The organism is Hydrotalea sp. AMD (assembly GCF_004100315.1).
Taxonomy (GTDB): Bacteria; Bacteroidota; Bacteroidia; order Chitinophagales; family Chitinophagaceae; genus Hydrotalea; species Hydrotalea flava.
Map to the genome: position 1 here is coordinate 149,271 of NZ_SCKY01000002.1, position 23,621 is coordinate 172,891.

Here is a 23,621-nt window from a genome sequence, read left to right on the forward strand (position 1 = left end):
GTTTTATTTGAAAAGGAAAAAGCCACCCGATTTAATGAGGTGGCTTTTTTAATGTTATAAAACTTTGCTTAGTTATTATAAGCCTTCACCAAAAACACACAATCTTCCATTTTCTTCACCTGTTCTTCTCTGTTGTTATTGGCAATATATGATTTTAAGGGGAGTTTAATTTTTGTGATATTTTTTTCCGAATCATTGTTGTTTAAGTGGTTCACTAAGCTGTAAATATTTTTGCTTTTGATAGCAAAAGTAATACCATCGGCATGGGTTTGGCGTGTACTTAAAATACCAATTACTTCACCTTTTTTGTTTAAAACCGGGCCTCCGCTATTACCGGGATTAGAATTCATTTGAATTTGTGTACTTAAAGTATCTCCATCAAAACCTGTTTTTGCACTTAAATAACCCTGCGTGTAAACAATTTCATTTCGGGGATAGCCCAGCGTAAAAATTTCTTCTCCTAAATCGCCGGTTTTTTTAGCAATGCTGTAAGGTAAATATTTTAATGGCTGATAATCTTTGTCATTAATCTTTAAAATTGCCAAATCAACGGCAGGGTTTATGTTAACAATACTGGCGGTAAATTCCTGTCCCTTATTATTTACAACAATAGCGCCTGAGCCTCTTAATACGTGTGCATTGGTAACCAGATATCCTTTGGTATCAATTAAAAAACCCGTACCACCACTAATTAAACGGGCATTTTCGGGTAATTTACTTTTTACTTCGTTAATTAAAGAGCCTTGCACCTGTTGGTTGCGTTTAATTACCTCAATGTCTTTACTCAACTGTTGCAATTGGCTTACATTCACTGCCGGACTAAAATAAGCAAACATAGCACTGGTTATAATGGCAATGGCACCGGCAACGCTTGCAGCTATGGCTGTAACTTTTTTGTACCTGTTCCATAACATTACAATTTTGCCTTTGGTATGAATAGCCGAGCCTTCATTAATTTCACCTTTTTCCATCAGTTTTTGATGGCTTTGGTGCAATGCCTGTTTAAATTGCTGGCGATCGGCAAATGCATCCATTTGTGCTAAAAACATGCTATGCTCTACCACCATTTGGTCAATTTCGGGCGTGTTTTTTCGCAACTGCTCAAAATAAGCTTTCTCTGCAGGTAACATGGTACCGTCTAAGTAACGCTCAATTGCTTGTATTAAAAGAATGTCTTCCATTGTATTTATTCTCCAATATTATATTGTGCAAAGAATAGTTTTTTCAATCGGGTTAAACATTTATACTTCTGGTTTTTGGCATTATCTGCATTGGTGTACCCAAACGATTTGGCCAGTTCCTGCATATCTAATTTTTTCAAATAATAGCCTTCCAATAAACTTTTACAGGGTTCACCTAAACTATTGAGTGCTCTTTCCATTATTGCAAACTCGGCGTTGCGTTTTTCATGAATCTCAAGGTCATCTTCCACCTGAACAGTCTCTTCAAAGCCATCAATTTGTTGAACAAATCTGCCCATTTGTTGTAATCGTTTAAGCCATAATCTCCTGCATATGGAATATACATACGTGTTAATTTTAGAGGTTAAAACAAATGATTCGCTTTTTGCTTTTTCATATAGCGCAATCATAGCTTCCTGAAAAATATCTCTGGCATCATCGTAAGTACCATTGTTATTAAGAATAAAAGACTGTACCATATTAAAATTTTTTTTATATATGGTTTCAATAGCTCTGGTATCGTTGCTTGCCAAACCTTTCAGTAATTCCTGTTCGTTAAACTCAGCTTTCACGCGATGTACTTTTAATACTTGAAGGAGGGTAAAAGTAACCCAAAAATTACTTAAAATATTATTTCAAAAAAAATCTTGTGGCAGGGTTACCTTTTATTGCAGTGTGGTATTAATAGAAAATTCATTCACAAAAAAAGCTCACAACAATGAAAAAATTATTAGCCGTTTTAGCAGTAGCCGGTGTTATGGCAGCCTGCAACAATGCAAAATCTGATGAAGCAAAAACTGATTCAACAACTGCCGTTAAGGTAGATACTGCTACTGCAAAAGTTGATACTGCTACTGCAAAAGTAGATACTGCTGCTGCAAAAGTAGATAGCGCTGCTAAAAAATAATTGCAATAAGCAAGTATACTTATTTCAAAAGGCGGCTTGCAGTCGAAGTAAAGTATAGAAGAGTTTTTCATATGGCAAGCAATCGTTAGAGGCCGTTCCGTTTCCACGGAAGGGCTTTTTTCTTTCGGTAAAGTCAATATTTTTAACAATTTGTACCCTTTTTTAGATCATTTCATATCAGTACCTCATGTAATATAATTAGTATATAAATTATAAATAATTAAAAACTAAAGCATGTTAGTTTTTAAAAATATTTAAAATTTTTTTTGTGGTGATTTTTGAATGCCTTATTTTTGAGGCATTATGAAACAAATTACAGCAAATACCGGTTTCTGTTTTTTCTTTTATTACTACTTTATTCAATAGTAGCCGGGTGTAATTTGCCAATGTTTAATTTTAAAACAACCAATATAACACCCGGCCTAAAGCCGGGATTTTTTATTTTATGAAAAAAAAAATAGCAATTCAGGGTTATGAAGGCAGTTTTCATCACATGGCTGCCATCGAATACTTCGGTAAAAATGTAGAAATTATAGCATGTGCTACATTTAAAGATCTGGTAAAAATAGCCGGCACCAAAAAGGAAAGTAATGGTGGTATAATGGCTATTGAAAATTCTATTGTGGGTAGCATATTACCCAATTACGGATTATTGCAGAAAGGTAATCTGCAAATTACTGGAGAAGTGTATTTGCCGGTTAAGCAACACCTTATGGTTGATCCGGGTGTTCGGATAGAAGATATTAAAGAAGTGCATTCACATCCCATGGCTATTCAGCAATGTTTGGAGTTTTTAGAAAAACATAACTGGAAATTGGTTGAAACGGAAGATACTGCATTAAGCGCACAGATTTTAAGTACACAACATAAAAAAGCGATTGCAGCTATTGCCAGTTCATTGGCAGCAGAATTGTATGAATTGGATATCATTGCCCCCAATATTCAAACACAGAAAAATAATTACACCCGTTTCCTGGTAGTAGAACGTACAGAGGATGCAACCGAGGCTGCCGATGCAAACAAAGCAACCGTTCACTTTGCAACCGATCATACAAAAGGAAGTCTGGCTAAAGTGCTCACCATTATTGCCGATAATGGCATCAATTTAAGTAAGCTGCAAAGTATGCCTATTGCCGGTACTAATTTTAAGTACAGCTTTTATGCTGACATGGAATTTGAAAATGTAAACGAATTGAATAAAGTATTAAAGCTTTTGAAGCCTCATATCGATATGTTTAAAAATTTCGGTATTTATAAAAATGGAAATATTTAATATGATACCCATTGCAGACAGACTACAGGGAGTGGGAGAATATTATTTTTCTGGTAAACTCAGAGAAATAGATGCTTTGAACCGCGAAGGGAAGCAAATTATTAATTTGGGTATTGGCAGTCCTGATATGCCTCCGCATCCCGACGTAATTACTGCATTGCAACAAAATGCTGCATTGCCCAATGTGCATGGCTATCAATCTTATAAGGGTGCACTTGTATTGCGAAAGGCAATTGCCGACTGGTATAAGGTATGGTATCAGGTTGATTTAGATTCCGAGACGGAAATTTTACCACTAATCGGCAGCAAAGAGGGGTTAATGCATATTTGCATGACCTATCTGAACCCGGGAGATGAAGTTTTGGTTCCTAATCCTGGTTATCCAACCTACAGCAGTGCAGTTACGTTAGCAGGTGGTATTTGCAGAAATTATGAAATGAAGGAACAAACAAACTGGGCACCAGATTTCAACGCATTGGCGCAAGAAGACTTGTCGAAGGTAAAGTTAATGTTTGTAAACTATCCGCATATGCCTACAGGTCAGAACGGGCATTTGGCCTTATTTGAAAAAATGGTAGCATTTGCACACCGGCATCAAATTTTAATTGTTCACGATAATCCCTACAGTTTTATTTTGAATGAACATCCGGTTAGTATGCTACAGGTGAATGGGGCTAAAGATGTAGTGATAGAATTAAATTCATTAAGCAAAAGCCATAATATGGCCGGGTGGCGTGTGGGAATGCTGTGTGGCAGGAAAGAAAGAATTGATGAAGTATTGCGCTTTAAAAGTAATATGGATAGTGGCATGTTTTTGCCATTACAATTAGCCGCTGCAAAAGCACTTTCATTAGGTAAAGACTGGTTTATTGAATTGAATAAAGTATATGCCAGACGCCGGGAAAAAGTTTTTGAATTACTGGATTTATTAAAATGTATTTATCAAACCAATCAGGTAGGGCTATTTGTTTGGGCTTCAGTTCCAAATACTATACAAGATGGTTTTGCTATGAGCGATTCGGTATTACACAACGCAGGTGTTTTTATTACACCGGGAGGTATTTTTGGAACAGCAGGTAATCAATATGTACGGATAAGCCTTTGTGCAACAGAAGAAAAATTAATGGAAGCCATTCATCGAATTAAGTAAATGAACTCATGTTTAACAATGTAACGATAGTAGGTGTTGGATTAATCAGCGGATCTTTTGCCATTGCCTTAAAAGAAAAGGGTATGGCCAAACATATTATTGGCGTTAGCCGAACCAGAGAAAGTGAACAAAAAGCGCTTCAATTAGGATTGATAGATGAGGCACTTCCTTTAAAAGAGGCAATCCAAAAAAGCGATTTAATTTATGTGGCCATCCCGGTGGATGTTACCATTCCTGTTGTTGTGGATATTTTAGATCAAATCAATGATCAACAAATTGTTGCCGATGCAGGCTCCACCAAAATGGCACTTTGTAAAGCAGTGCAAGAGCATCCCATGCGGCGCAGACTGGTGGCAACACATCCTATGTGGGGTACAGAATACAGTGGCCCCGAGGCAGCTGTACACGATGCTTTTGCAGGCCGGTCCTGTGTTATATGTGAAAAAGAATTGTCAGATGGTTTAGCTGTGCAAAAAATGGAAGGGGTGTACAAAGCATTAGGAATGCATTTGGTGTATATGACTCCCAATGCACACGATGTGCATGCGGCTTATGTAAGTCATATCTCACACATCACCTCATTTGCATTGGCAAATACTGTGTTGGAAAAAGAAAAAGAAGAAGATGCCATTTTTGATTTGGCCGGTGGTGGTTTTGAAAGTACAGTTCGGTTGGCTAAAAGTAATCCCGCTATGTGGGGGCCCATATTTATGCAAAACAGAGAAAATGTGCTGGATGTACTGAATGAGCATATTGTACAATTGAGAAAATTTAAAGCCTGTCTGGAAAAAGAAAATTATACCTATTTAATAGAATTAATGGAGAATGCTAATAAAATAAAACGCATTCTTCAATAAAAACGGAAAGCACAAAACGCTTTAAAAATGAAATAGCGCATTGTGCAGGTTACATAAACAAAACAAAGCAAGGAGATAATATAATCTACCTTTGCACAAAATTTAAGAATACATGATAACATTTGAAGCGTTAGGATTAGAAGAAAATTTAGTAAAGGCTACTGAATCATTAGGATTCGTGAATCCTACTGCCATACAGGAAAAAGCAATTCCGGTTTTATTGAGTGGAACAAAAGATTTAATTGGATTGGCACAAACCGGAACCGGTAAAACTGCAGCATTTGGATTGCCCTTACTTCAGTTAATTAACGAAAATCAGAAATACCCTCAGGCATTGGTTGTATGCCCTACAAGAGAACTTTGCCTGCAAATTGTAAGCGAAATTCAATTGTTTAAAAAATTTAAACAAAACATTCAGGTAGTGGCAGTATATGGAGGCGCCTCCATTGGCTTGCAAATTCGCGACCTGAAAAAAGGTGTGCACATAGTAGTTGCAACACCCGGCCGTTTAATCGATTTAATTGAAAGAAAAGCCATTAATCTGGAACAAATCAGTTATGTGGTTTTAGATGAAGCCGATGAAATGCTGAATATGGGCTTTAAAGATGATATTGAGTTTATTCTGGAAAATACTCCTAAAAGAGAATCTACCTGGTTGTTTAGTGCAACCATGCCTCCCGAAATTAAAAAGGTTAGTAAACGCTACATGAAAGAGCCTTTTGAAATTACTGTGGGTAAGGTGAATACCACTAATAAAAATATTGACCATCAGTATTATGTGGTGAATGCACATCACAAATATGAAGCATTGAAAAGGTTAATTGATTTTAATCCCGGTATTTACGGTATCATTTTTACCAGAACAAAAGCCGAAGCACAATCTATCTCTGAAAAATTAACCCGTGATGGATATGATATTGATGCACTGCATGGCGATTTATCGCAGCAACAACGAGATAAAGTAATGGGCGAATTCAGAGAAAAGGCATTGCAGTTATTAGTAGCCACCGATGTGGCAGCAAGGGGAATTGATGTAAAAGAAATTACCCATGTTATTAACTACGATTTGCCTGATGATATTGAAGTATATACCCACCGTAGTGGTAGAACCGGCCGTGCAGGAAGTACAGGTATTTGCATGAGTTTAATACATGTAAAGGAAGTATACAAAATACGTTCAATTGAAAAATTGGTACAAACAACTTTCCATAAATTAGAATTACCCACCGGTAAAGATGTTTGCCGTAAACAATTTTATGCCTTCATGGATAAATTGTTGCAAACCGATGTATCAAACGACAGGTATGCATCCTATTTACCCATGCTGCGTGAAAAATTTGCCGACATAACAAAAGAAGAAGTTTTAACCCGAATTGCAGCATTAGAGTTTGACCGTTTCCTTAAATATTATGAAAACGCAGAAGATTTAAACTTAAGAGAAGCTAAACGAGAAAAAAGGGAATCAGTAGGGCGCAATGCTGTAACCGGTAATGGCGAAAATGGCAGAAGAGGTGCTTCAGACAGGCATAGTAATTTGTCTGGTGCAGATACCACTCGCTTATTCATTAATCTGGGAAGTAAAGATGGCTTTTATAAAGCCAGTTTTCTTCAGTTTATTTTAGATATGAGCGATTTGAAAAAAGATGTTTTAGGCAGAATTGATTTAAGAGATATGAACAGCTGGATTGAAATTGAAAAAAAATCTGCTGCTAAAATGATCAAAGCCATTGATGGTAAAAACTATCGCGGCCGCAAAATCAGAATGAATGAAGCCAATGAGCGCTAAATTTTTTGCAAATAAATAGATTAGTGCGGTCAACAATTGTTCTATTTTTTGCTGTAACAACCAATTAATCATCACTTACAATTTGAATGAAGATGGAGCAGGCAACCCAACAAACAAAAAACATCATGGATGTGTGGCAAAAGCGCCCACTCATCATTAGTGGCCCATGTAGCGCTGAAACAGAACAACAGGTATTAGAAACCGCAACCCGTTTGGCGGCAACGGGAAAGGTAGATATGTTAAGGGCTGGAATTTGGAAGCCCCGTACACGACCCGGGCAATTTGAAGGAATTGGCGTAAAGGGATTGCCGTGGTTATTACAAGCTAAAAAAATTACCGGATTATTTACCACGGTGGAAGTAGCTACTGCCAAACAGGTAGAAGATGCGCTTAATTTTGATGTAGATATACTCTGGATTGGTGCACGTACAACCGTTAATCCTTTTAGTGTACAGGAAGTTGCTGATGCATTGCGCGGTATAGACATTCCGGTATTAATTAAAAATCCAATTAATCCCGATTTGGAATTATGGACAGGGGCAGTAGAACGCATTGCCAAAGCCGGTATTCAAAATATTGGATTAATACATCGTGGTTTTAGTTCTTATGGTAATACAGAATATAGAAATGCACCCATGTGGCATTTGGCTATTGAAATGAAAAGGAGAAATCCCGGCATGTTAATGATTAATGATCCTTCTCATATCTCCGGCAGGCGCGATATTTTACAGGATGTTGCGCAAACTGCTATTGATTTGGATTATGATGGTTTAATTATTGAAAGCCATATTGATCCTGATAATGCATGGAGTGATGCCAAACAGCAAATAACCCCCGAACGGTTGGGAGAAATGATTGGCAATATTAACTGGAGAAAAGAAGATGTACCATCTGAAGAATACCATGCAGCATTAGAAAAATTGCGTCAACAAATTAATCATCTGGATGATGAACTGATGCAAATTCTGGGTCAACGTATGAAAGCAGCCGAAAAAATTGGCCTTTACAAAAAGGAAAACAATATCACCATTCTTCAAACCAACAGATGGAATGCAATATTAGAAAGAGCTTATGCAAAAGGTGAAAAATTAGGCCTCAGCAAAGAATTTATTACCCGTTATTTTGATGCAGTACACATGGAAAGTATTAACCATCAAAATAAAATCATGAATTCTTAAATTAATGGCAGCCAATAACGTCAATTGTTATTGGCTGTTTTGTATAATAGCCATATTTGTTGTTCACCTTTGGCGTAATATGTTCTATTTTTAATGAATAAACACATTCTCATCTTGTTTATTTTTTTACATTTAATAAACTAATTATATATGCTGCATCAATCTGTTCAATTCAATCAGCAACATACTGATTTTTATTTTGATGCATCATTCCGGCAATTGAAGCAAATGCTGAAGCCGGCAAACACTTTTATTATTACCGACACCAATATCTTTCCATTACATACAACCTATTTTAAAGGTTGGAAAACCATTGTTATACCTGCAGGTGAGGCGCACAAAAACATAGCAACAGTTCAATACATTATTGAACAATTAATTCAGTTGCAGGCCGACCGTACAGCAACATTGGTTGGTGTAGGGGGTGGCGTTGTTACCGATATTACTGGCTTTGTTGCAGCCATTTATATGCGTGGTGTGGCTTTTGGTTTTGTACCAACTACTGTACTGGCAATGGTAGATGCCTCTATCGGTGGAAAAAATGGGATTGATATTGGATTGTACAAAAATTTAATGGGCACCATTCGTCAACCTGCATTTTTATTGTATGATACACATTTTCTAAAAACTCTTCCTGATGCAGAATGGCAGAACGGTTTTGCAGAAATTATTAAACATGCCTGTATTAAAAATGCAGCCATGTTCAGAAATTTAGAAAAATTATCACCTGCATTACTCAAGAAAAACAAACAAAAATTGAATGAGCTGATACAAAAAAATGTACAGCTAAAAATGTCGGTTGTAAAAGCCGATGAATTTGAAAAAGGGGAAAGAAAATTACTCAATCTGGGGCATACACTCGGTCATGCCATTGAAAACCAATATGGCCTTTCACATGGTCATGCAGTAGCAATTGGTATTCACTATGCAGCCATTTTATCTCAACAAATATTGGGTTTTAAACAGCCCGAACGTATATCGGCCTTGTTAACCCAATATGGTCTGCCTACTCATTTTGTATTTGATACAAAAAAGGTAATGAATATGCTGCAAATGGATAAAAAACGGCAGCAAGAGTTTGTTCACTATATTTTGATTGAAAAAATTGGAAAGGGTATTATTTTACCCATTCCATTGAAAGATCTTGAAAAATTTTATAAAATAATTTAGTTTAATTTGATTCAATGATTGCAACGATTCATCCTTCTGAAATAAAAGGCATTCTTCAGGCACCTGCTTCTAAAAGTTCTATGCAAAGAGCCTGTGCTGCAGCATTAGTGAGAACGGGTACTAGTATTATAAAGAACCCTGGCTATTCAAATGATGACAGAGCGGCACTGCAGGTAATTCAGCAGCTTGGGGCTACTATTCAAAATGAAAACAACCGTTTAATTATTGCTTCAAAAGGAATATATGCCAACACCCATCAAATGAATTGTGGAGAAAGTGGGTTAGGTATCAGAATGTTTACACCTTTAATAGCTCTCAATACTACTGCCATTTCTATTACCGGTGAAGGCAGCTTATTACAGCGCCCCATGAATTTTTTTGATGAAATATTACCACAGTTAAATGTAAAAGTACAAACCAATCAGGGCAAGTTACCTATACAGGTCACAGGCCCATTAACACCGGCTAATATTACAATTGATGGTACCCTCAGCTCGCAGTTTTTAACGGGCTTATTAATGGCATATGCTGCTGCCGATGCTAAAGATGTAAGCATTTTCGTAAATAATTTAAAAAGTAAACCTTATATTGATTTAACGTTAAAAGTAATGGAACACTTTGGTTTAAAAACACCAAAGAATAACGGGTATACTTCTTTTTATTTTGATAAAGCATGGCATGCTACTTCACAAAATAATATTGTAGAATATGAAGTGGAAGGCGATTGGAGTGGGGCGGCTTTTTTATTGGTGGCCGGTGCAATAGCAGGAAATATTACTGTTAAAGGATTAGATATTCATTCAACACAGGCCGATAAAGCTATATTGCAGGCACTGATAGATACCGGTTGCCTTATTTCTATTGAACTCAATCAAATTCACATTCAGAAAAGCAACCTTCAGGCATTTCATTTTAATGCAACAGATTGTCCGGATTTATTTCCGCCATTGGTAGCGCTGGCTGCTTACTGTAAAGGCACTACCGTTATTGAGGGTACTGAAAGGCTTACGCATAAAGAAAGTAACCGGGCACTTACTTTGCAAGAAGAGTTTGCCAAATTGGGAATACGCATTCAATTACAAGATAATATTATGATGATAGAAGGTGGAACCGAATTGCATGCTGCAACTGTTTCGTCCCGGCATGATCATCGTATAGCAATGGCTTGTGCTTTAGCTGCTTTAAAAACAAATGGCCCTGTAGTGATAGAATCTGCTGAAGCCATCAACAAATCTTATCCCGATTTTTATCACCATATATCTGCATTGGGTGCAGTTGTATCTTTACATCATTAACCATTAAATTTTCAAACTTTGAACACATTTGGCAGAATTTTCAGGGTACAAATATTTGGCGAATCGCATGGCGAAAGTGTAGGTGTTTGTGTTGATGGAATCCCTGCAGGATTACCACTGAAGGTGGAAGATTTTTTAGAAGATATTGAGAGGCGAAAAGGTGGGGCGCAAAAAGGTACTACACCGCGTCAGGAATCTGATTTACCCATTTTTAAAAGTGGGGTTTTTAACGATTGTACTACCGGTGCACCTTTAACTATTTTATTTGAAAACAATAATACCCGCAGTGATGATTATGCCAAACAACGTGCCATTCCCAGGCCCGGTCATGCCGATTTTGTGGCACATCAAAAATTTGGTGGGTTTGAAGATTATAGAGGTGGTGGACATTTTAGTGGTCGCTTAACCGTTGCTTTGGTAGCAGTGGGTGTAATTGCAAAAAAAATATTAAAAAATATTTCAATAAATGCTGCAGTTACAGAAATAGGCGGCCTTCCATCTATCGAAGCAGGATTAGAAAAAGCAATAGCAGCGAAAGATTCCGTAGGCGGTATTGTAGAGTGTTTTGTAACAGGATTGCCGATGGGCCTTGGTGAACCTTTTTTCGATTCGGTTGAGTCGTTATTGGCGCATGCTGTTTTTGCCATTCCTGCTGTACGCGGTATTGAATTTGGAACCGGTTTTGCTGCGGCTAAAATGTTAGGTTCAGAGCATAATGATGCAATTGTTGCTGCTGATGGCACTACAAAAACAAATCATGCAGGAGGCGTTGTTGGAGGTATCACTAATCATAATCCGCTTATATTCAGGGTAGCCGTTAAACCAACTTCTTCTACACCCAAGGAGCAGGAATCATTGAATTGGGAAACCAATACTGTTGAGCCTTTTTCTGTAAAAGGCCGTCACGATTTGTGTATTGCACTTCGTGTGCCGGTAGTATTAGAAGCTGTAACAGCAATGGTGCTGGCCGATTTAATGATGCTGAATCAAGAGATACAACGTGTTTGGAAATAATGGATTTGATGGCGAAAATTGTGTTTTAGAATAATGTCACCAATAATTTATCATATCACTACAAAACAACAATGGGCAGTTGCACTGCAATTGGGCTATTATACCCGCCCCTTCTTTGCAATCTAAAGGGTTTTTCATTGTTGTTCACATAAGCAAATTGCCGGCGGCGTGCTATAACGGTATTATGCCGGTGTAACTCATTTACTCCAATTAACCATTGATACCCTTCAATTAAATGTTCCGTTAAAATACGAAGCATCTCCAACTGTTCAAGATCAGTTTCTGCATGTTTATGGAACTATTTCTTTGAATGCTATTGTAAGTATTATTGAAATATAAAATTTAAATCATGCATCAATTTATTGTAAATGCCTCCATTCAAATTGTGCCAATTGTAATGGATAAGCATCCCTATGAGTGGGTAGATGAAGCCATTGCCATTATTCAACAATCGGGTATTGATTATGAAGTTGGGCCTTTTGCTACTGTAATTGAAGGAAAATATGATGCGGTGATGCAGGTAATACAAGCCATTAATGAGCATTTATACCAACGTGGCTGCGCCGAATGGATTCAGAATATTCAGCTTCAGATAAGAAGTAGTATGGATATTACAAGGATTGAAAAAACACAAAAATTTCTTCAGTAATTCCATTCCTACAAATTATTGTACTATTTTTTTCATCTTTTTAAAAGGAATTTTCAGAACAGGAAAATTTGCTGCATTTGGTCCAACTAAAATGCCACCACTTAGTAGGCAAAGCCTTGAACCCGTGTGTTGTCATTATATCCTGCAATAGTTTTCGACTCGCCAATATTTGCGATGGAAATTGACTAAAATTACCATGCGCATTATCCGTAAAATTATCGAAATCAGTACCCATGTCTAATGGCATACCGTTATGTAATTGAACCAAAGTAACATCTACTGCAATACCTCTGTTATTTCCACTGCCATTAGCAGGATTGGCTACATATCGTTCATCATGCACCCTTTTCCAAAATGCCACAGTAACTGCATAATGACGGTAGGCATCCCAAATTTTTAAGGATAATCCTTTTGCATTCAATGCTTCTTGTGTACTGCTTTTAAAGCTTCAGTTACTGGTTTTCTGGCATAGGCAATAGCCGTATGGAAAAGATACATAGGTGTATGCATAAAATTATCATTTCCGGCATAACGCGAGTCAATGTAAATGTTAGGTACAAATTCATTCAGGTTTATCATATGCAAACAATCAAATGCAGCATCAAAATGTTTAAAATTGTGTAGATTTTCTGGTATGAATGCTGTATTTTCATTTTTTGGCACAGTACTTGGATGAAAAGCACAGCCTAATATTGTCCAAAGGCAGATACAATATAACCGGTATCCTATATGTATATGTAGTTTACAAATAATAGGCTTTGGAGTATAGTTTGTAATAATTTCAGGTATCATCCTGCTAAAATGTCACATTTTCAGTTGACTTGTTGCAATAACAACTTTTTTATAAACACTAATATACAGTATATAGAAATTATTTATTGCAAGATGCTTATAATGGTATATAAGATCTTGTTAATCAATACTTAACTCCATATTGGATGAAAGTAGGTAACCGCTGGCCGATATGTTCATATATAATAATAAATCAGCGGTAGTTTTTTAAATTAAATAATAGCAAATGAAGATTTTTTTGCTTAACTTTTTGTTTTTTTTAAGCATTGCTGTAATTGGAAAGTGCCAGGATAGCATGGATTCCATTGCTGTAAAAAAGCCCAAAACGGTAACTGGTATTGCCAGTTTTTACAGTTTAAATTTAACAGGTACCAAAACCGCAACCGGAGAGCGTTTTGATAATAAAAATATGACAGCAGCCAGCAACAGTTTTAAATTGAATACCTGGGTAAGGGTAACTAACCTGCGAAATGATAAATCGGTGATTGTGCGGATTAATGACAGAATGAGCAAGCACATGGCCAAAAAAGGGAGGGTGATTGATTTAAGCAGAATTGCTGCCCGAAAACTGCAATTTATGAAGCGTGGGCTGGTGAAAGTAAGGGTAGAAGAGGTAAATAAAGACACGTTGGAATGAGGATGTTAACATTAACTGAATATTAAAATTGCAATAATTTTATTAAAACTGAATAACCCCTTTATTTTTGCTACAATAAAATTAACATTATGAAGAAAACCCTACTACTTTTAATCAGTATTGGCAGTATGCTTTCTGTATTTGGCCAGGAAGCAACACAGCTGATAAAAAGGCCTTCTTTGAGTATCAATTTCTTTCTCAAGGATTTTAAAACCCCCGATTTAATTGGCAGCAGCTCAATTACTACTGTTTTTGAGAATCGCCAATGGACAAAAATGAAGGATATGTCGCCGGGGTTAAATGTGCAGTATTTTCAAGGTTTAACAGATCATTTAGATTTTATGGCGGGCATTGGAGGTTCATTCTTAAAATATCCATTCCTATACAAGAGTGGCGTACAAGTACCATTTCAGGATAAATTTTTATTGGAAGCCGATGCCAGTGTAAATTTAAAATTATTAACAGATAAGTATTTTATGGTGCCTTATTTATCTGCCGGAATTGGTGCATCCATGTATGCAGGAACTTATTTTGGAGCCTATATTCCAGTTGGAACAGGTTTGCAATTTAATTTGGGCGAAGGCAATTTTATTAATCTGCAATATTCCTATCATTTAGGAATATCTGATTTAACCAACTATAATTTTCAATATAGTTTAGGTTTTGCCTCACCCATTGCTCCCGGCAAAAAACAGGTAAAATTGGCTGCACCACCACCACCTGTAAAGGAAGTACCAAAAGATACTGATGGTGATGGTATTACTGATGATAAAGACCAATGCCCCACAGTACCCGGTGTTGCAAAATACAATGGATGTCCTGTGCCTGATACAGATGGTGATGGCGTTAATGATGACAATGATAAATGCCCTACCGTTCCGGGTTTGCCCAAATATAATGGTTGCCCCATTCCTGATACAGATGGGGATGGCATTAATGATGATGAAGACAAATGCCCGAATGTGGCAGGAGTTGCACGTTATCAGGGTTGCCCGGTGCCAGACTCGGATGGGGATGGCATTAATGATGAAGAAGATAAATGCCCCAATGTTTTTGGTGTAAAAGAAAACTTTGGTTGCCCTGTTGTAAAAGAAGAGGTAATTGTGAGAGTGAATAGCATTGCCAAAAACATCTTTTTCTCAACAGGTAGTTCACAATTAATTGCTAATTCTTACAAGCCATTAAGTGAATTATTAAAAATTTTACAAGATGATCCTAATTTAAAATTAGATATTGAAGGTTATACAGATAACGTAGGTAGTGAAGCTGTAAACCAGGCTTTAAGTGATAAACGTGCCAATGCGGTAATGCAATACTTTGTTGATAAAGGTGGTATTAGTGCCGATCGGTTGCATGCAACCGGTTATGGTTCTAAAAAACCTGTTGCTGATAATAAAACTGCCAAAGGCAGAGCCATGAACAGGAGGGTAGAATTAAAACTCAGGTATTACTAATTGGTTTTGGTCTTAATCATCATTTTTAAAAAAGCCCTTTACTTTATTTGTAAGGGGCTTTTTTGGTTATTTATTACAGAAGCGATGAACTGTTAGTGCTTGTGGGTTTAAAACAAAACCGCTGGTTCCATCCATCCAAAAAAAACCTGCTGTATTGATAAGAACAGCAGATTTTTATTTTTATTATAAATATAAATTATTTGTACATTAACTCGTAATACTCATGTGCCATTCTATTGCTGTCAAATTGAAAACGCACATCACGCATTCCATTTTTCATAATTTGGCGCCAGGTTTCAAAATTTTTATAATATAGTGGCACAATTTGTTGTTCTAAAATTTCATACATCTTATTCAGGTCATAATTGTCCTGATCGTGTACACTTAAGTTTTCATAATCTGCCTTGGGCACTACAAAACCATTATTGCCATGATTTACAAATTCCGGAATCCAGCCATCATCTGTTGAAAAATTAACTGCTCCATTCATAGCTGCCGTCATGCCACTGGTGCCGGATGCTTCTCTGGGCACACGGGGGTTGTTTAACCAAACATCTGCCGCCTGTTTTAACCTTTTGCTTAATGTAAGTTCATATCCAATTAATACTGCTACATTTTTATAATTTTTACTTAAATGCACCAAATTATTAAATTGGCTGATGGCAGGGTAATCAACCGGATAAGGTTTCCCGGCCCAAATAATTTGTACCGGCTGGTCAAAGCTATTGATCAGTTTTTCAAATCTTTCTAAATCCTGTGTAAGAAAGTCGGCACGTTTATACCCTGCAAATCTTCTGGCCCAAACAATGGTTAATACATTAGGGTCAAATAATTTACCGGTCTGGTCAGCTACAATTTCAAATGCTCTTTTCTTCAAATAGTTTTTTCTGTCATCAAAAGCAAGGTCATTGCCCTCTTCCATGGCTTTGTACAACTGTTTATCTGCCCAGTAACGCCAGTTTTGTGCATTGGTAATGTGAATAATCTCACAAATGCCGATGTAATGACTCCACATTTTTCTGCTTACTTCACCGTGCAGCCGGCTAACGCCATTGGCTTTACGTGCAAAACGCAGGGCGGCTAATGAATGGTTGAATAAATCATCTGTAATACCGGTTAAACGTCTTACTTCATCAATACTAATACCACAGAAATAACTCATTTTCTGACAGAGATAAATATCGTGTTTTTCATTGCCTGCTTCCTCTGGTGTATGGGTAGTAAATACCAGATGTTCTTTTACTTTTTCAGCACTTTTAAATTTATTCATTAAATAAAAAGCAGCCGATACACCATGTGCTTCATTTAAATGATATACATCCGGATTAAATCCAAGTTCATCCATTAATTTGGCCCCGCCTATACCCAGTAGCATAAATTGGGCAATTTTGGTAGATACATTGGCATCGTACAACCGGTGTGAAATGGTTTGCGATACATAATCATTTTCCGGCAAGTCGGTAGTTAATAAAAACAGAGGTGCTGATTTAAAAGTTTCAGGATTTAAATACATGGCCTTTACCCATACCGGATGATCATGTATAATAATTTGAAATTTAATGCCCGTATCTTCTAAAAATGAATATATTTTTTCCATCCAGGTGGGTTGCAGGGTTTGATCCTGATTTCTGGTTTGGTCGTAATAGCCATATTTCCACAAAATTCCAATACCTACCATATTCTGTCTTAATTCATAAGCACTTCGCAAGTGCGAACCTGCTAAAAATCCTAAGCCGCCACTATATATTTTAAGTGGCTGATGAATCGCAAATTCCATTGAAAAATAGGCTGCTCTTTTATTGTATTGTTCGCTTACAACATATGGCACATGATAACTTCGGAAGTTCATAAATTACTTTTTCTTGATTGGTTATTTGAATTGGGCTTGCAATATAAAGGGTTTTATTTAAAATGTATTTTTTACACATTAATTAGACCTAAAAAGTGAAACTATGTTAAAAGCTTCAATTATAGCACATAAAAGTTTAAATTTTATAAACCGCAATCGATTGAAACAAGTGCCTTACCCAATGAATAGAAAAATTCAGGTTCTTTTTTTCTTAATGATCTTATGTGATTTTTGTTTAGGATAGGTATCATCAAAATAGCATTGTATGCCGCGTTTATTGCCGCATTTGCCATTTTCTTTAAAAGTAATTTCGTTGTTTTTAAATGTAAATTCTATACTGCAGGGTTCCCCAATTTCTTTATATACGGCTTTATCTTCACCCACCATTTTCATCATTCCCTTTAATTCGCCGTTACAATTGTCTTTATTTTCAAAGTGAATAAAAAAATGATATAATTTGGGCGTTTTACCATCCCTGATTGCAATAAAATTTTTTGAGTTTTTTGCATAATTGCCACTGTGTTTATTTTTTTCGGGCAAAGTATCAATAGGATTAATGATGGTATTGTTTTTTAATTCATCTTCATTGCCGTCATTCATAGCTACCATAAAGGCATTTCCGTTGTTATACACCCAGCCTGTACGGGTATATAACAACTTTTTATCAGCAGTGTATTTTTCCCGGCTAATTAAAAAAGTAGGTTCTTTATTAATATATACACTGTGTACATAACCATCATTTTGTTTTGATTGAACCAAATTTTTTGCAGCCAGAAATTCATTCTTTTCGTTAAACACAAATACCCCAAGTATGGTATTATTTTTATAGCTGAAGTTAGCCAAAATGTATTTTTCTTTTAATTTCTGAATACTTCCTACGGGATGTATAATGGCTTTTTTATTGAGATGGAAATGATTTAAAATACTATCGGGTATAAACTGAGACATGGCTTTTATACCTATTACAGTAGTGTCGGCAAATGAATTGATGTTGGTATCGGCAATGGTAATGGGCAACCCAATGGGAGGGAAGGCAGCAAAAAAATCGCTGCTGCTAACTGGTTTTGTACCACTTAAGTCGCCAGGATGTGTTTGGCAGCCGACTAAAAAAATGAAGATGAGTATAAACGTAATAAGCTGTTGAATACTTTTCATGGCGTTTATTTCAGGCACTAAAGTAATACTTCTGTGGTAAGTTTTATAGTTTAAGGAAGATTAACCATTATTTTTGTAAGTAATATTTATGGATAGATTGGTGCAACGTAACGAACATTCTTTAAGCGAAGTACACGAAAGTGTAGATACACTGCAACCCAGAAAAGGCTGGCGCAGAATACTGGCTTATATTGGGCCTGCCTATTTGGTGAGTGTAGGTTATATGGATCCCGGAAACTGGGCTACCGATTTGCAGGGTGGCGCTCAATTTGGTTACAGCCTTATATGGGTATTATTAATGAGTAATTTAATGGCTTTGTTATTGCAAAGTTTAAGTGCCCGATTAGGAATTGTAAGAAGAAGAGATTTGGCCCAGGCCAACAGAGAAATATATCCTAAATTTGTAAATTTTTGTTTATATATTCTTGCTGAAATTGCCATTGCTGCCTGCGATTTAGCCGAAGTGCTGGGTATGGCATTGGGTATTAATTTATTGACCGGATTGCCTTTAATATGGGGTGTTTCATTAACAGTGTTGGATACGCTGCTATTACTTTGGTTACAAAATTTTGGTATTCGCAAATTAGAAGCCTTTATTATAGCATTAGTAGCCATTATTGGCGTATCCTTCTTAATTGAAATTATTCTGGCGCATCCTATTTTAAATCAGGTAATGTATGGTTTTGTGCCCCATCATCTAAATAAAGAAGCATTATATATTGCCGTAGGAATTATAGGTGCAACAGTAATGCCGCATAACCTGTACCTCCATTCAGCATTAGTGCAAACCCGTAAAATAAAAACAGATGAGGAAGGTATAAAAAGAGCCATCCGTTACAATAATATTGATAGTGCTATTGCGTTGAATGCCGCATTTTTTGTAAATGCTGCTATTTTGGTTTTGGCTGCTTCTGTTTTTTTTACCACCGGTAATACAGGTGTAGCAAAAATTGAAGATGCACATCATTTATTAGAACCACTGCTGGGTTCTAAACTGGCCCCTTTGTTATTTGCCATTGCCTTAATTGCTGCCGGCCAAAGCTCTACCATTACCGGCACTTATGCCGGGCAAATTGTAATGGAGGGTTACATCAGCCTACGCATTAATCCATGGTTACGCAGATTAATTACAAGGCTTTTGGCTATTATTCCCGCTGTAATTACGATTTTAATTTATGGTGATGACAGGATAGACGCCTTACTTATTTTAAGTCAGGTAATACTGAGCGTGCAATTAGGGTTTGCCATGATTCCGCTCATACATTTTGTAAGCGATAAGGAAACCATGGGCAAATTTACCATTTCATTGCCCATTAAATTATTATCATGGTTAGTAGCTATTATATTAATTTATTTGAATGTAAAAATGGTGATAGAAGAAGTAGCTGTTTTATATCAGGAGCCGGGAAATTATATATGGAAAATACTAGTTGGTATAGGAGCAGTTTTTTTATCGTGGTTGTTTTTAACGACCACATTTTTACCCCTTGCCATTCAACGCAAGATGCGTAAGAGTATTATATTACATGGTGAAACCCCTCAATTACATGCTTTGCGTTTAGAAGAAAATAATAAAATTGCCATTGCTTTAGATTTTACTGCTAAAGATGAAAAATTAATTGCTTATGCCTTGGCACAGGGTAATAAAGCTTCTGTTTTTATTTTAATACATGTGGTGGAAAGTGTATCGGCTCTTTTTTTAGGAAAAGAAAGTGATGATGATGAAACCCGGAAAGATAAAGACCGGCTTGAAAATTATGCCATGCAATTACAACAATTGGGCTATGAGGCAATATATGAGCTGGGTTATCGTAACCGAAAAAAAGAAATTGTGCGTATCGTTGAAAAAAACAAAGCTAATTTATTGGTAATGGGGGCACATCAACACCGGGGTATTAAAGATTATTTATTTGGCGAAACTATTGAATCGGTCAGGCACCATGTGCATATTCCCGTTTTGGTTGTGAATGTTTAGATTGAATATATACATGTAAACTTTTTTCATAGCAGATGTGCTGTTGATGGTTTTATTACCTAATGCTTTCATCTTTTCTATTCAAAATAGCAAAACCCCTACTTTTGTATCCCTTTAAAAACTAAATTAGCAATATGGAACAAAAAATTAAAGTAACAAATCCGGTAGTAGAACTGGATGGCGATGAAATGACACGAATTATCTGGAAATATATTAAAGACAAACTTATTCTGCCTTATATAGATGTTGATATTCAATATTTTGATTTGGGTATTGAACACCGCGATGCCACCAATGATCAGGTAACCATTGATGCTGCCAATGCCATCAAAAAAGCAGGTGTTGGTATTAAATGCGCTACTATTACACCTGATGAAGCTCGTGTAAAAGAATTCAACTTAAAACAAATGTGGAAAAGCCCCAATGGTACCATCCGCAATATTTTAGATGGAACTGTATTTCGTGAACCCATTGTTTGCAAAAATGTACCACGATTGGTACCTAACTGGACTGCCCCTATTTGCATTGGCCGCCATGCTTTTGGCGATCAATACCGCGCTACCGATTTTGTAACCAAAGGGAAAGGAAAACTAACCATTAAGTTTGAAGGTGATGATGGTTCTGTTCAGGAATTTGAAGTATATAATTTTAAAGGAGATGGTGTTGCTCTGGCTATGTATAATACCGATGAAAGCATTAAAGGTTTTGCACGTGCCTGCTTTAATCAGGCATTGAGCAAAAAATGGCCCCTTTATCTATCTACTAAAAACACCATCCTGAAAAAATACGATGGCCGTTTCAAAGATATTTTTGAAGAAATTTATCAAAATGAATTTAAAGCCAAATATGATGCAGCCGGCATTACTTACGAACATCGCTTAATTGATGATATGGTGGCTTCTGCTTTAAAATGGAATGGCAACTTTGTTTGGGCTTGTAAAAATTATGATGGCGATGTACAAAGCGATACCGTTGCCCAGGGTTTTGGTTCATTGGGCTTAATGACCTCTACTTTAATTACACCGGATGGTACTGTAATGGAAGCAGAAGCTGCACATGGTACGGTTACCCGCCACTATCGTGAATATCAAAAAGGGAATCCAACTTCTACCAATCCCATTGCTTCTATTTTTGCCTGGACAAGAGGCCTGGAATTTCGCGGTAAGTTGGATAATAATGAGGCATTGATTCATTTCTGCCATGCTTTGGAAACCGTTTGTGTTGAAACTGTTGAGAGTGGAAAAATGACGAAAGATTTGGCTGTTTGCATTTATGGCAATAAAGTAAATCACGGTGAGCATTATTTATATACAGAAGAATTTTTAGAAGCTTTGAATCAAAACCTTCAGGCTAAGCTGGCAAAATAATTTGCATAGCTTATGCTTATCGCATTGATAAAACTAAAAAAGCAGTGTTCCATTAGGAGCACTGCTTTTTTATCAGCAAGTTGAAATTTTATTGATAGGCTTCTGTAATGGGTTTTCCAATGCAACCGCTGGGCATTTGAACTTTTAATAATGCAGCTAAAGTTGCGGCAATATCGGTCATGTAAGTAGTTTTGTTGGTATGGCCTTTCTGTATGCCCCATCCAAACCATAACAAAGGAATATGGGTATCATAAGTATAAGAAACGCCATGGCTCATACCGGTTTTTCCGGCATCCATAACGCCGGATTTCATCACTATCTGTAAATCGCCACTTCTTTTGGGTGTATATCCATTTACAATCATTTCTCTGATACTGACAGGTAAAGAAGCAGTTGCAGCAGTGGTTTTGTTTACAACAGTTAACACTCGGTTATCTGTTTGTAAATATTGTGCAATATTTTTTTCAATAGCAGCCTGATTCAGTTGCAGTGAATCTATTAAACCATGATTTAAATAAATATCAAATTCCCAAATAGCATGAATTAAATTGGGTTGGTGAAATTGTGCTGCTAAATGTTGATTCAATTCTTTCATTAAATCACGATCATCAGCCCTGCCGCCGGGAATATTGTGTTTGGTTAAAAATTCAGGAATTTGTGCACCGGCATGGTCGGCAGTTAAAAACAGAGTGTATTGATTTTTACCAACGGTTTTATCTAAATAATCCAATAATTTACCCAATGTTTTATCTAAACGGGCGTAGGTATCTAATAATTCCCAGCTATTGGGTCCAAATGCATGGCCAATATAATCGGTGCTTGAAAAACTTACTGCCAAAAAATCTGTTTCGTTGCCTTTCCCCATTTGCTCGTTGGCAATGGTGGTTTCGGCTAAGTTTTCTAACAAATCATTGGCATAAGGTGTACTGGCAATTTTACTGTAATCTTTTCCTTTGAATTTTGACAAATCATACGGCAATCCTTTCTCATCTTTTCCAAAAGGCTTGCCTTCATAATTGTTTTCATCAACATCACACAGTTGCTGATAGGTTGATTGCGGTAAAATGGGCGACCATCTTTTTTCATAATAAGTATCTACCCATTTTTTATTATTAAAATTAGTTAACCATTCAGGTAATTGATTCATGTAATAGGTACTGGTTATAAAATTGCCGGTTTGGTAATCGTACCAGTAGGCTGCATTGGCGGCATGTCCTGCAGGCAAAATAGCTCCTCTGTCTTTAATGGAAATACCAATTGTTTTACTTTTAAAATTAGAAGCGAGGCGTAATTCATCGGTTATGGTAGTAACCCATAAATTGCGTGGGCTCATTTCACCGGCTGCTTTGGTAATACTGCCAACTGTAGCAACACCGGCGTCATCAGTACAATACACGTTTTTTAAGATGTTGTTATCAAACCAGTTATTGCCTGTAATGCCTGTTAAAGCAGGTACACTGCCGGTATACACACAAGTATGGCCCACAGCCGTAACCGTTGGCACATAAGGCATTAAAGTATTATCACAGGAAAATCCCTGATGCAACAATCGTTTAAAACCGCCATTGGGCTCATATACATTATAAAAGCGGTACAAATAATCCCACCGCATTTGGTCTACAATAATTCCTACTATTAATTTTGGTCTTGCAATAGTTGCCGTTTGTGTATTGTTCATCTTTGGCTGTGCATGCAACTGCGGAATGGATAACACCATAAATCCCAGAGCAATTAATAAACTTTTTCTATTCATTTTTTCCATATTTAAGGTGTTAAAGATAAGTTGCCTGATTTTTTGCAGCTATTAATTTATTGTATAAATCGGTGTATATGGTAATTAAAAAATCTTTTTTATTCCTTCATCTTACCAATTTATTAATTTTGCAGCCGAATATATTTCAGTGTTGTAGCAAATATGTTGGGTTTTTGTTT

Annotated in this window: 22 protein-coding genes; 15 read left to right on the plus strand and 7 right to left on the minus strand. The window is 36.5% G+C overall.

The genetic code is table 11. The features are described 5' to 3' along the window. Window positions 1-68 precede the first annotated feature (68 nt). Together EO766_RS02385 and EO766_RS02390 are read right to left on the minus strand one after the other, a co-directional pair. Entirely contained in the window at window positions 69-1,181 is a 1,113-nt protein-coding gene (locus tag EO766_RS02385; protein ID WP_218330584.1) for a S1C family serine protease, read from the minus strand. Between the two features lie 5 nt (window positions 1,182-1,186). Further along, a complete protein-coding gene (locus EO766_RS02390; RefSeq protein ID WP_218330583.1) occupies window positions 1,187-1,753 on the minus strand; it encodes an RNA polymerase sigma factor in 567 nt (188 codons plus the stop codon). 146 nt (window positions 1,754-1,899) lie between these two features. Between EO766_RS02390 and EO766_RS02395 the strand changes: the two genes are divergently transcribed. The 9 genes from EO766_RS02395 (at window position 1,900) to EO766_RS02435 (ending at window position 11,811) form a co-directional block, all read left to right on the plus strand. Then, on the plus strand, window positions 1,900-2,088 hold the full coding sequence (locus EO766_RS02395; protein WP_287100658.1) for a hypothetical protein: 189 nt from the start codon (window positions 1,900-1,902) through the stop codon (window positions 2,086-2,088). Between the two features lie 445 nt (window positions 2,089-2,533). Then, complete coding sequence (locus tag EO766_RS02400) at window positions 2,534-3,361, plus strand: prephenate dehydratase (RefSeq protein WP_218330581.1); 828 nt, start codon at window positions 2,534-2,536, stop codon at window positions 3,359-3,361. Beyond that, the gene (locus tag EO766_RS02405) at window positions 3,348-4,511 is read left to right on the plus strand and encodes a pyridoxal phosphate-dependent aminotransferase (RefSeq protein WP_287100659.1); all 1,164 of its coding nucleotides are present in this window, start codon (window positions 3,348-3,350) and stop codon (window positions 4,509-4,511) included. Before EO766_RS02400 ends, EO766_RS02405 begins: the two co-directional genes overlap by 14 nt. Before the next feature lie 8 nt (window positions 4,512-4,519). Then, complete coding sequence (locus tag EO766_RS02410; protein WP_074418570.1) at window positions 4,520-5,368, plus strand: prephenate dehydrogenase; 849 nt, start codon at window positions 4,520-4,522, stop codon at window positions 5,366-5,368. Window positions 5,369-5,480: 112 nt separating this feature from the next. Beyond that, complete coding sequence (locus tag EO766_RS02415) at window positions 5,481-7,154, plus strand: DEAD/DEAH box helicase (RefSeq protein ID WP_074418571.1); 1,674 nt, start codon at window positions 5,481-5,483, stop codon at window positions 7,152-7,154. A 92-nt stretch (window positions 7,155-7,246) separates the two neighbouring features. Further along, a complete protein-coding gene (locus tag EO766_RS02420) occupies window positions 7,247-8,332 on the plus strand; it encodes a chorismate mutase (RefSeq protein WP_081300519.1) in 1,086 nt (361 codons plus the stop codon). Window positions 8,333-8,482: 150 nt separating this feature from the next. Next, window positions 8,483-9,502: a 3-dehydroquinate synthase gene (aroB, locus tag EO766_RS02425; protein WP_074420797.1), complete on the plus strand. Its 1,020-nt coding sequence runs from the start codon at window positions 8,483-8,485 to the stop codon at window positions 9,500-9,502. A gap of 14 nt (window positions 9,503-9,516) precedes the next feature. Then, window positions 9,517-10,797, plus strand: a complete 1,281-nt coding sequence (gene aroA, locus EO766_RS02430) for a 3-phosphoshikimate 1-carboxyvinyltransferase (protein WP_074420796.1) — start codon at window positions 9,517-9,519, stop codon at window positions 10,795-10,797. 18 nt (window positions 10,798-10,815) lie between these two features. Next, the gene (locus EO766_RS02435) at window positions 10,816-11,811 is read left to right on the plus strand and encodes a chorismate synthase (protein WP_074418162.1); all 996 of its coding nucleotides are present in this window, start codon (window positions 10,816-10,818) and stop codon (window positions 11,809-11,811) included. Window positions 11,812-11,869: 58 nt separating this feature from the next. Here the strand turns inward: EO766_RS02435 and EO766_RS02440 are convergent, their stop codons facing one another. Next, complete coding sequence (locus tag EO766_RS02440) at window positions 11,870-12,070, minus strand: hypothetical protein (RefSeq protein WP_081301341.1); 201 nt, start codon at window positions 12,068-12,070, stop codon at window positions 11,870-11,872. Here EO766_RS02440 and EO766_RS18370 point away from each other — a divergent pair. Further along, the gene (locus tag EO766_RS18370; RefSeq protein ID WP_081301342.1) at window positions 12,028-12,150 is read left to right on the plus strand and encodes a hypothetical protein; all 123 of its coding nucleotides are present in this window, start codon (window positions 12,028-12,030) and stop codon (window positions 12,148-12,150) included. The genes EO766_RS02440 and EO766_RS18370 overlap by 43 nt on opposite strands. A 10-nt stretch (window positions 12,151-12,160) precedes the next feature. Next, window positions 12,161-12,460, plus strand: a complete 300-nt coding sequence (locus tag EO766_RS02445; RefSeq protein WP_074418163.1) for a thiamine-binding protein — start codon at window positions 12,161-12,163, stop codon at window positions 12,458-12,460. 40 nt (window positions 12,461-12,500) lie between these two features. On the opposite strand, the gene EO766_RS02450 is transcribed toward EO766_RS02445, so the two are convergent. Then, a complete protein-coding gene (locus tag EO766_RS02450; protein ID WP_074418164.1) occupies window positions 12,501-12,881 on the minus strand; it encodes a M15 family metallopeptidase in 381 nt (126 codons plus the stop codon). Between the two features lie 597 nt (window positions 12,882-13,478). On the opposite strand from EO766_RS02450, the gene EO766_RS02455 reads away from it, so the two are divergent. Continuing rightward, the gene (locus EO766_RS02455) at window positions 13,479-13,889 is read left to right on the plus strand and encodes a septal ring lytic transglycosylase RlpA family protein (protein ID WP_074420795.1); all 411 of its coding nucleotides are present in this window, start codon (window positions 13,479-13,481) and stop codon (window positions 13,887-13,889) included. An 89-nt stretch (window positions 13,890-13,978) separates the two neighbouring features. Then, window positions 13,979-15,343, plus strand: coding sequence for an OmpA family protein (locus EO766_RS02460; RefSeq protein WP_074420553.1), 1,365 nt, complete (start codon window positions 13,979-13,981; stop codon window positions 15,341-15,343). A gap of 196 nt (window positions 15,344-15,539) precedes the next feature. On the opposite strand, the gene glgP is transcribed toward EO766_RS02460, so the two are convergent. Beyond that, entirely contained in the window at window positions 15,540-17,192 is a 1,653-nt protein-coding gene (glgP, locus tag EO766_RS02465; RefSeq protein WP_074420794.1) for an alpha-glucan family phosphorylase, read from the minus strand. Between the two features lie 195 nt (window positions 17,193-17,387). Beyond that, window positions 17,388-18,347 (minus strand): hypothetical protein, encoded by a 960-nt coding sequence (locus EO766_RS02470; protein ID WP_074418169.1) that lies wholly within the window; start codon window positions 18,345-18,347, stop codon window positions 17,388-17,390. A gap of 88 nt (window positions 18,348-18,435) precedes the next feature. Between EO766_RS02470 and EO766_RS02475 the strand changes: the two genes are divergently transcribed. Then, the gene (locus EO766_RS02475; protein WP_074420793.1) at window positions 18,436-20,322 is read left to right on the plus strand and encodes an Nramp family divalent metal transporter; all 1,887 of its coding nucleotides are present in this window, start codon (window positions 18,436-18,438) and stop codon (window positions 20,320-20,322) included. Window positions 20,323-20,456: 134 nt separating this feature from the next. After that, the gene (locus tag EO766_RS02480; protein WP_074420792.1) at window positions 20,457-21,689 is read left to right on the plus strand and encodes an NADP-dependent isocitrate dehydrogenase; all 1,233 of its coding nucleotides are present in this window, start codon (window positions 20,457-20,459) and stop codon (window positions 21,687-21,689) included. An 88-nt stretch (window positions 21,690-21,777) separates the two neighbouring features. Here the strand turns inward: EO766_RS02480 and pafA are convergent, their stop codons facing one another. Continuing rightward, window positions 21,778-23,442, minus strand: coding sequence for an alkaline phosphatase PafA (pafA, locus tag EO766_RS02485; protein WP_218836918.1), 1,665 nt, complete (start codon window positions 23,440-23,442; stop codon window positions 21,778-21,780). Window positions 23,443-23,621 lie beyond the last annotated feature (179 nt).

Bases quoted from the DNA above. Each gene is read 5' to 3' on its own strand.
- EO766_RS02480 (WP_074420792.1), top strand. From the start codon at position 20,457: ATGGAACAAAAAATTAAAGTAACAAATCCGGTAGTAGAACTGGATGGC.
- EO766_RS02455 (WP_074420795.1), top strand. From the start codon at position 13,479: ATGAAGATTTTTTTGCTTAACTTTTTGTTTTTTTTAAGCATTGCTGTA.
- EO766_RS02420 (WP_081300519.1), top strand. From the start codon at position 7,247: ATGGAGCAGGCAACCCAACAAACAAAAAACATCATGGATGTGTGGCAA.
- EO766_RS02410 (WP_074418570.1), top strand. From the start codon at position 4,520: ATGTTTAACAATGTAACGATAGTAGGTGTTGGATTAATCAGCGGATCT.
- EO766_RS02440 (WP_081301341.1), bottom strand. From the start codon at position 12,070: ATGCTTCGTATTTTAACGGAACATTTAATTGAAGGGTATCAATGGTTA.
- EO766_RS02475 (WP_074420793.1), top strand. From the start codon at position 18,436: ATGGATAGATTGGTGCAACGTAACGAACATTCTTTAAGCGAAGTACAC.
- aroA (WP_074420796.1), top strand. From the start codon at position 9,517: ATGATTGCAACGATTCATCCTTCTGAAATAAAAGGCATTCTTCAGGCA.
- EO766_RS02445 (WP_074418163.1), top strand. From the start codon at position 12,161: ATGCATCAATTTATTGTAAATGCCTCCATTCAAATTGTGCCAATTGTA.
- pafA (WP_218836918.1), bottom strand. From the start codon at position 23,442: ATGAATAGAAAAAGTTTATTAATTGCTCTGGGATTTATGGTGTTATCC.
- EO766_RS02385 (WP_218330584.1), bottom strand. From the start codon at position 1,181: ATGGAAGACATTCTTTTAATACAAGCAATTGAGCGTTACTTAGACGGT.
- aroB (WP_074420797.1), top strand. From the start codon at position 8,483: ATGCTGCATCAATCTGTTCAATTCAATCAGCAACATACTGATTTTTAT.
- glgP (WP_074420794.1), bottom strand. From the start codon at position 17,192: ATGAACTTCCGAAGTTATCATGTGCCATATGTTGTAAGCGAACAATAC.
- EO766_RS02470 (WP_074418169.1), bottom strand. From the start codon at position 18,347: ATGAAAAGTATTCAACAGCTTATTACGTTTATACTCATCTTCATTTTT.
- EO766_RS02415 (WP_074418571.1), top strand. From the start codon at position 5,481: ATGATAACATTTGAAGCGTTAGGATTAGAAGAAAATTTAGTAAAGGCT.
- EO766_RS02400 (WP_218330581.1), top strand. From the start codon at position 2,534: ATGAAAAAAAAAATAGCAATTCAGGGTTATGAAGGCAGTTTTCATCAC.
- EO766_RS02405 (WP_287100659.1), top strand. From the start codon at position 3,348: ATGGAAATATTTAATATGATACCCATTGCAGACAGACTACAGGGAGTG.
- EO766_RS02460 (WP_074420553.1), top strand. From the start codon at position 13,979: ATGAAGAAAACCCTACTACTTTTAATCAGTATTGGCAGTATGCTTTCT.
- EO766_RS02395 (WP_287100658.1), top strand. From the start codon at position 1,900: ATGAAAAAATTATTAGCCGTTTTAGCAGTAGCCGGTGTTATGGCAGCC.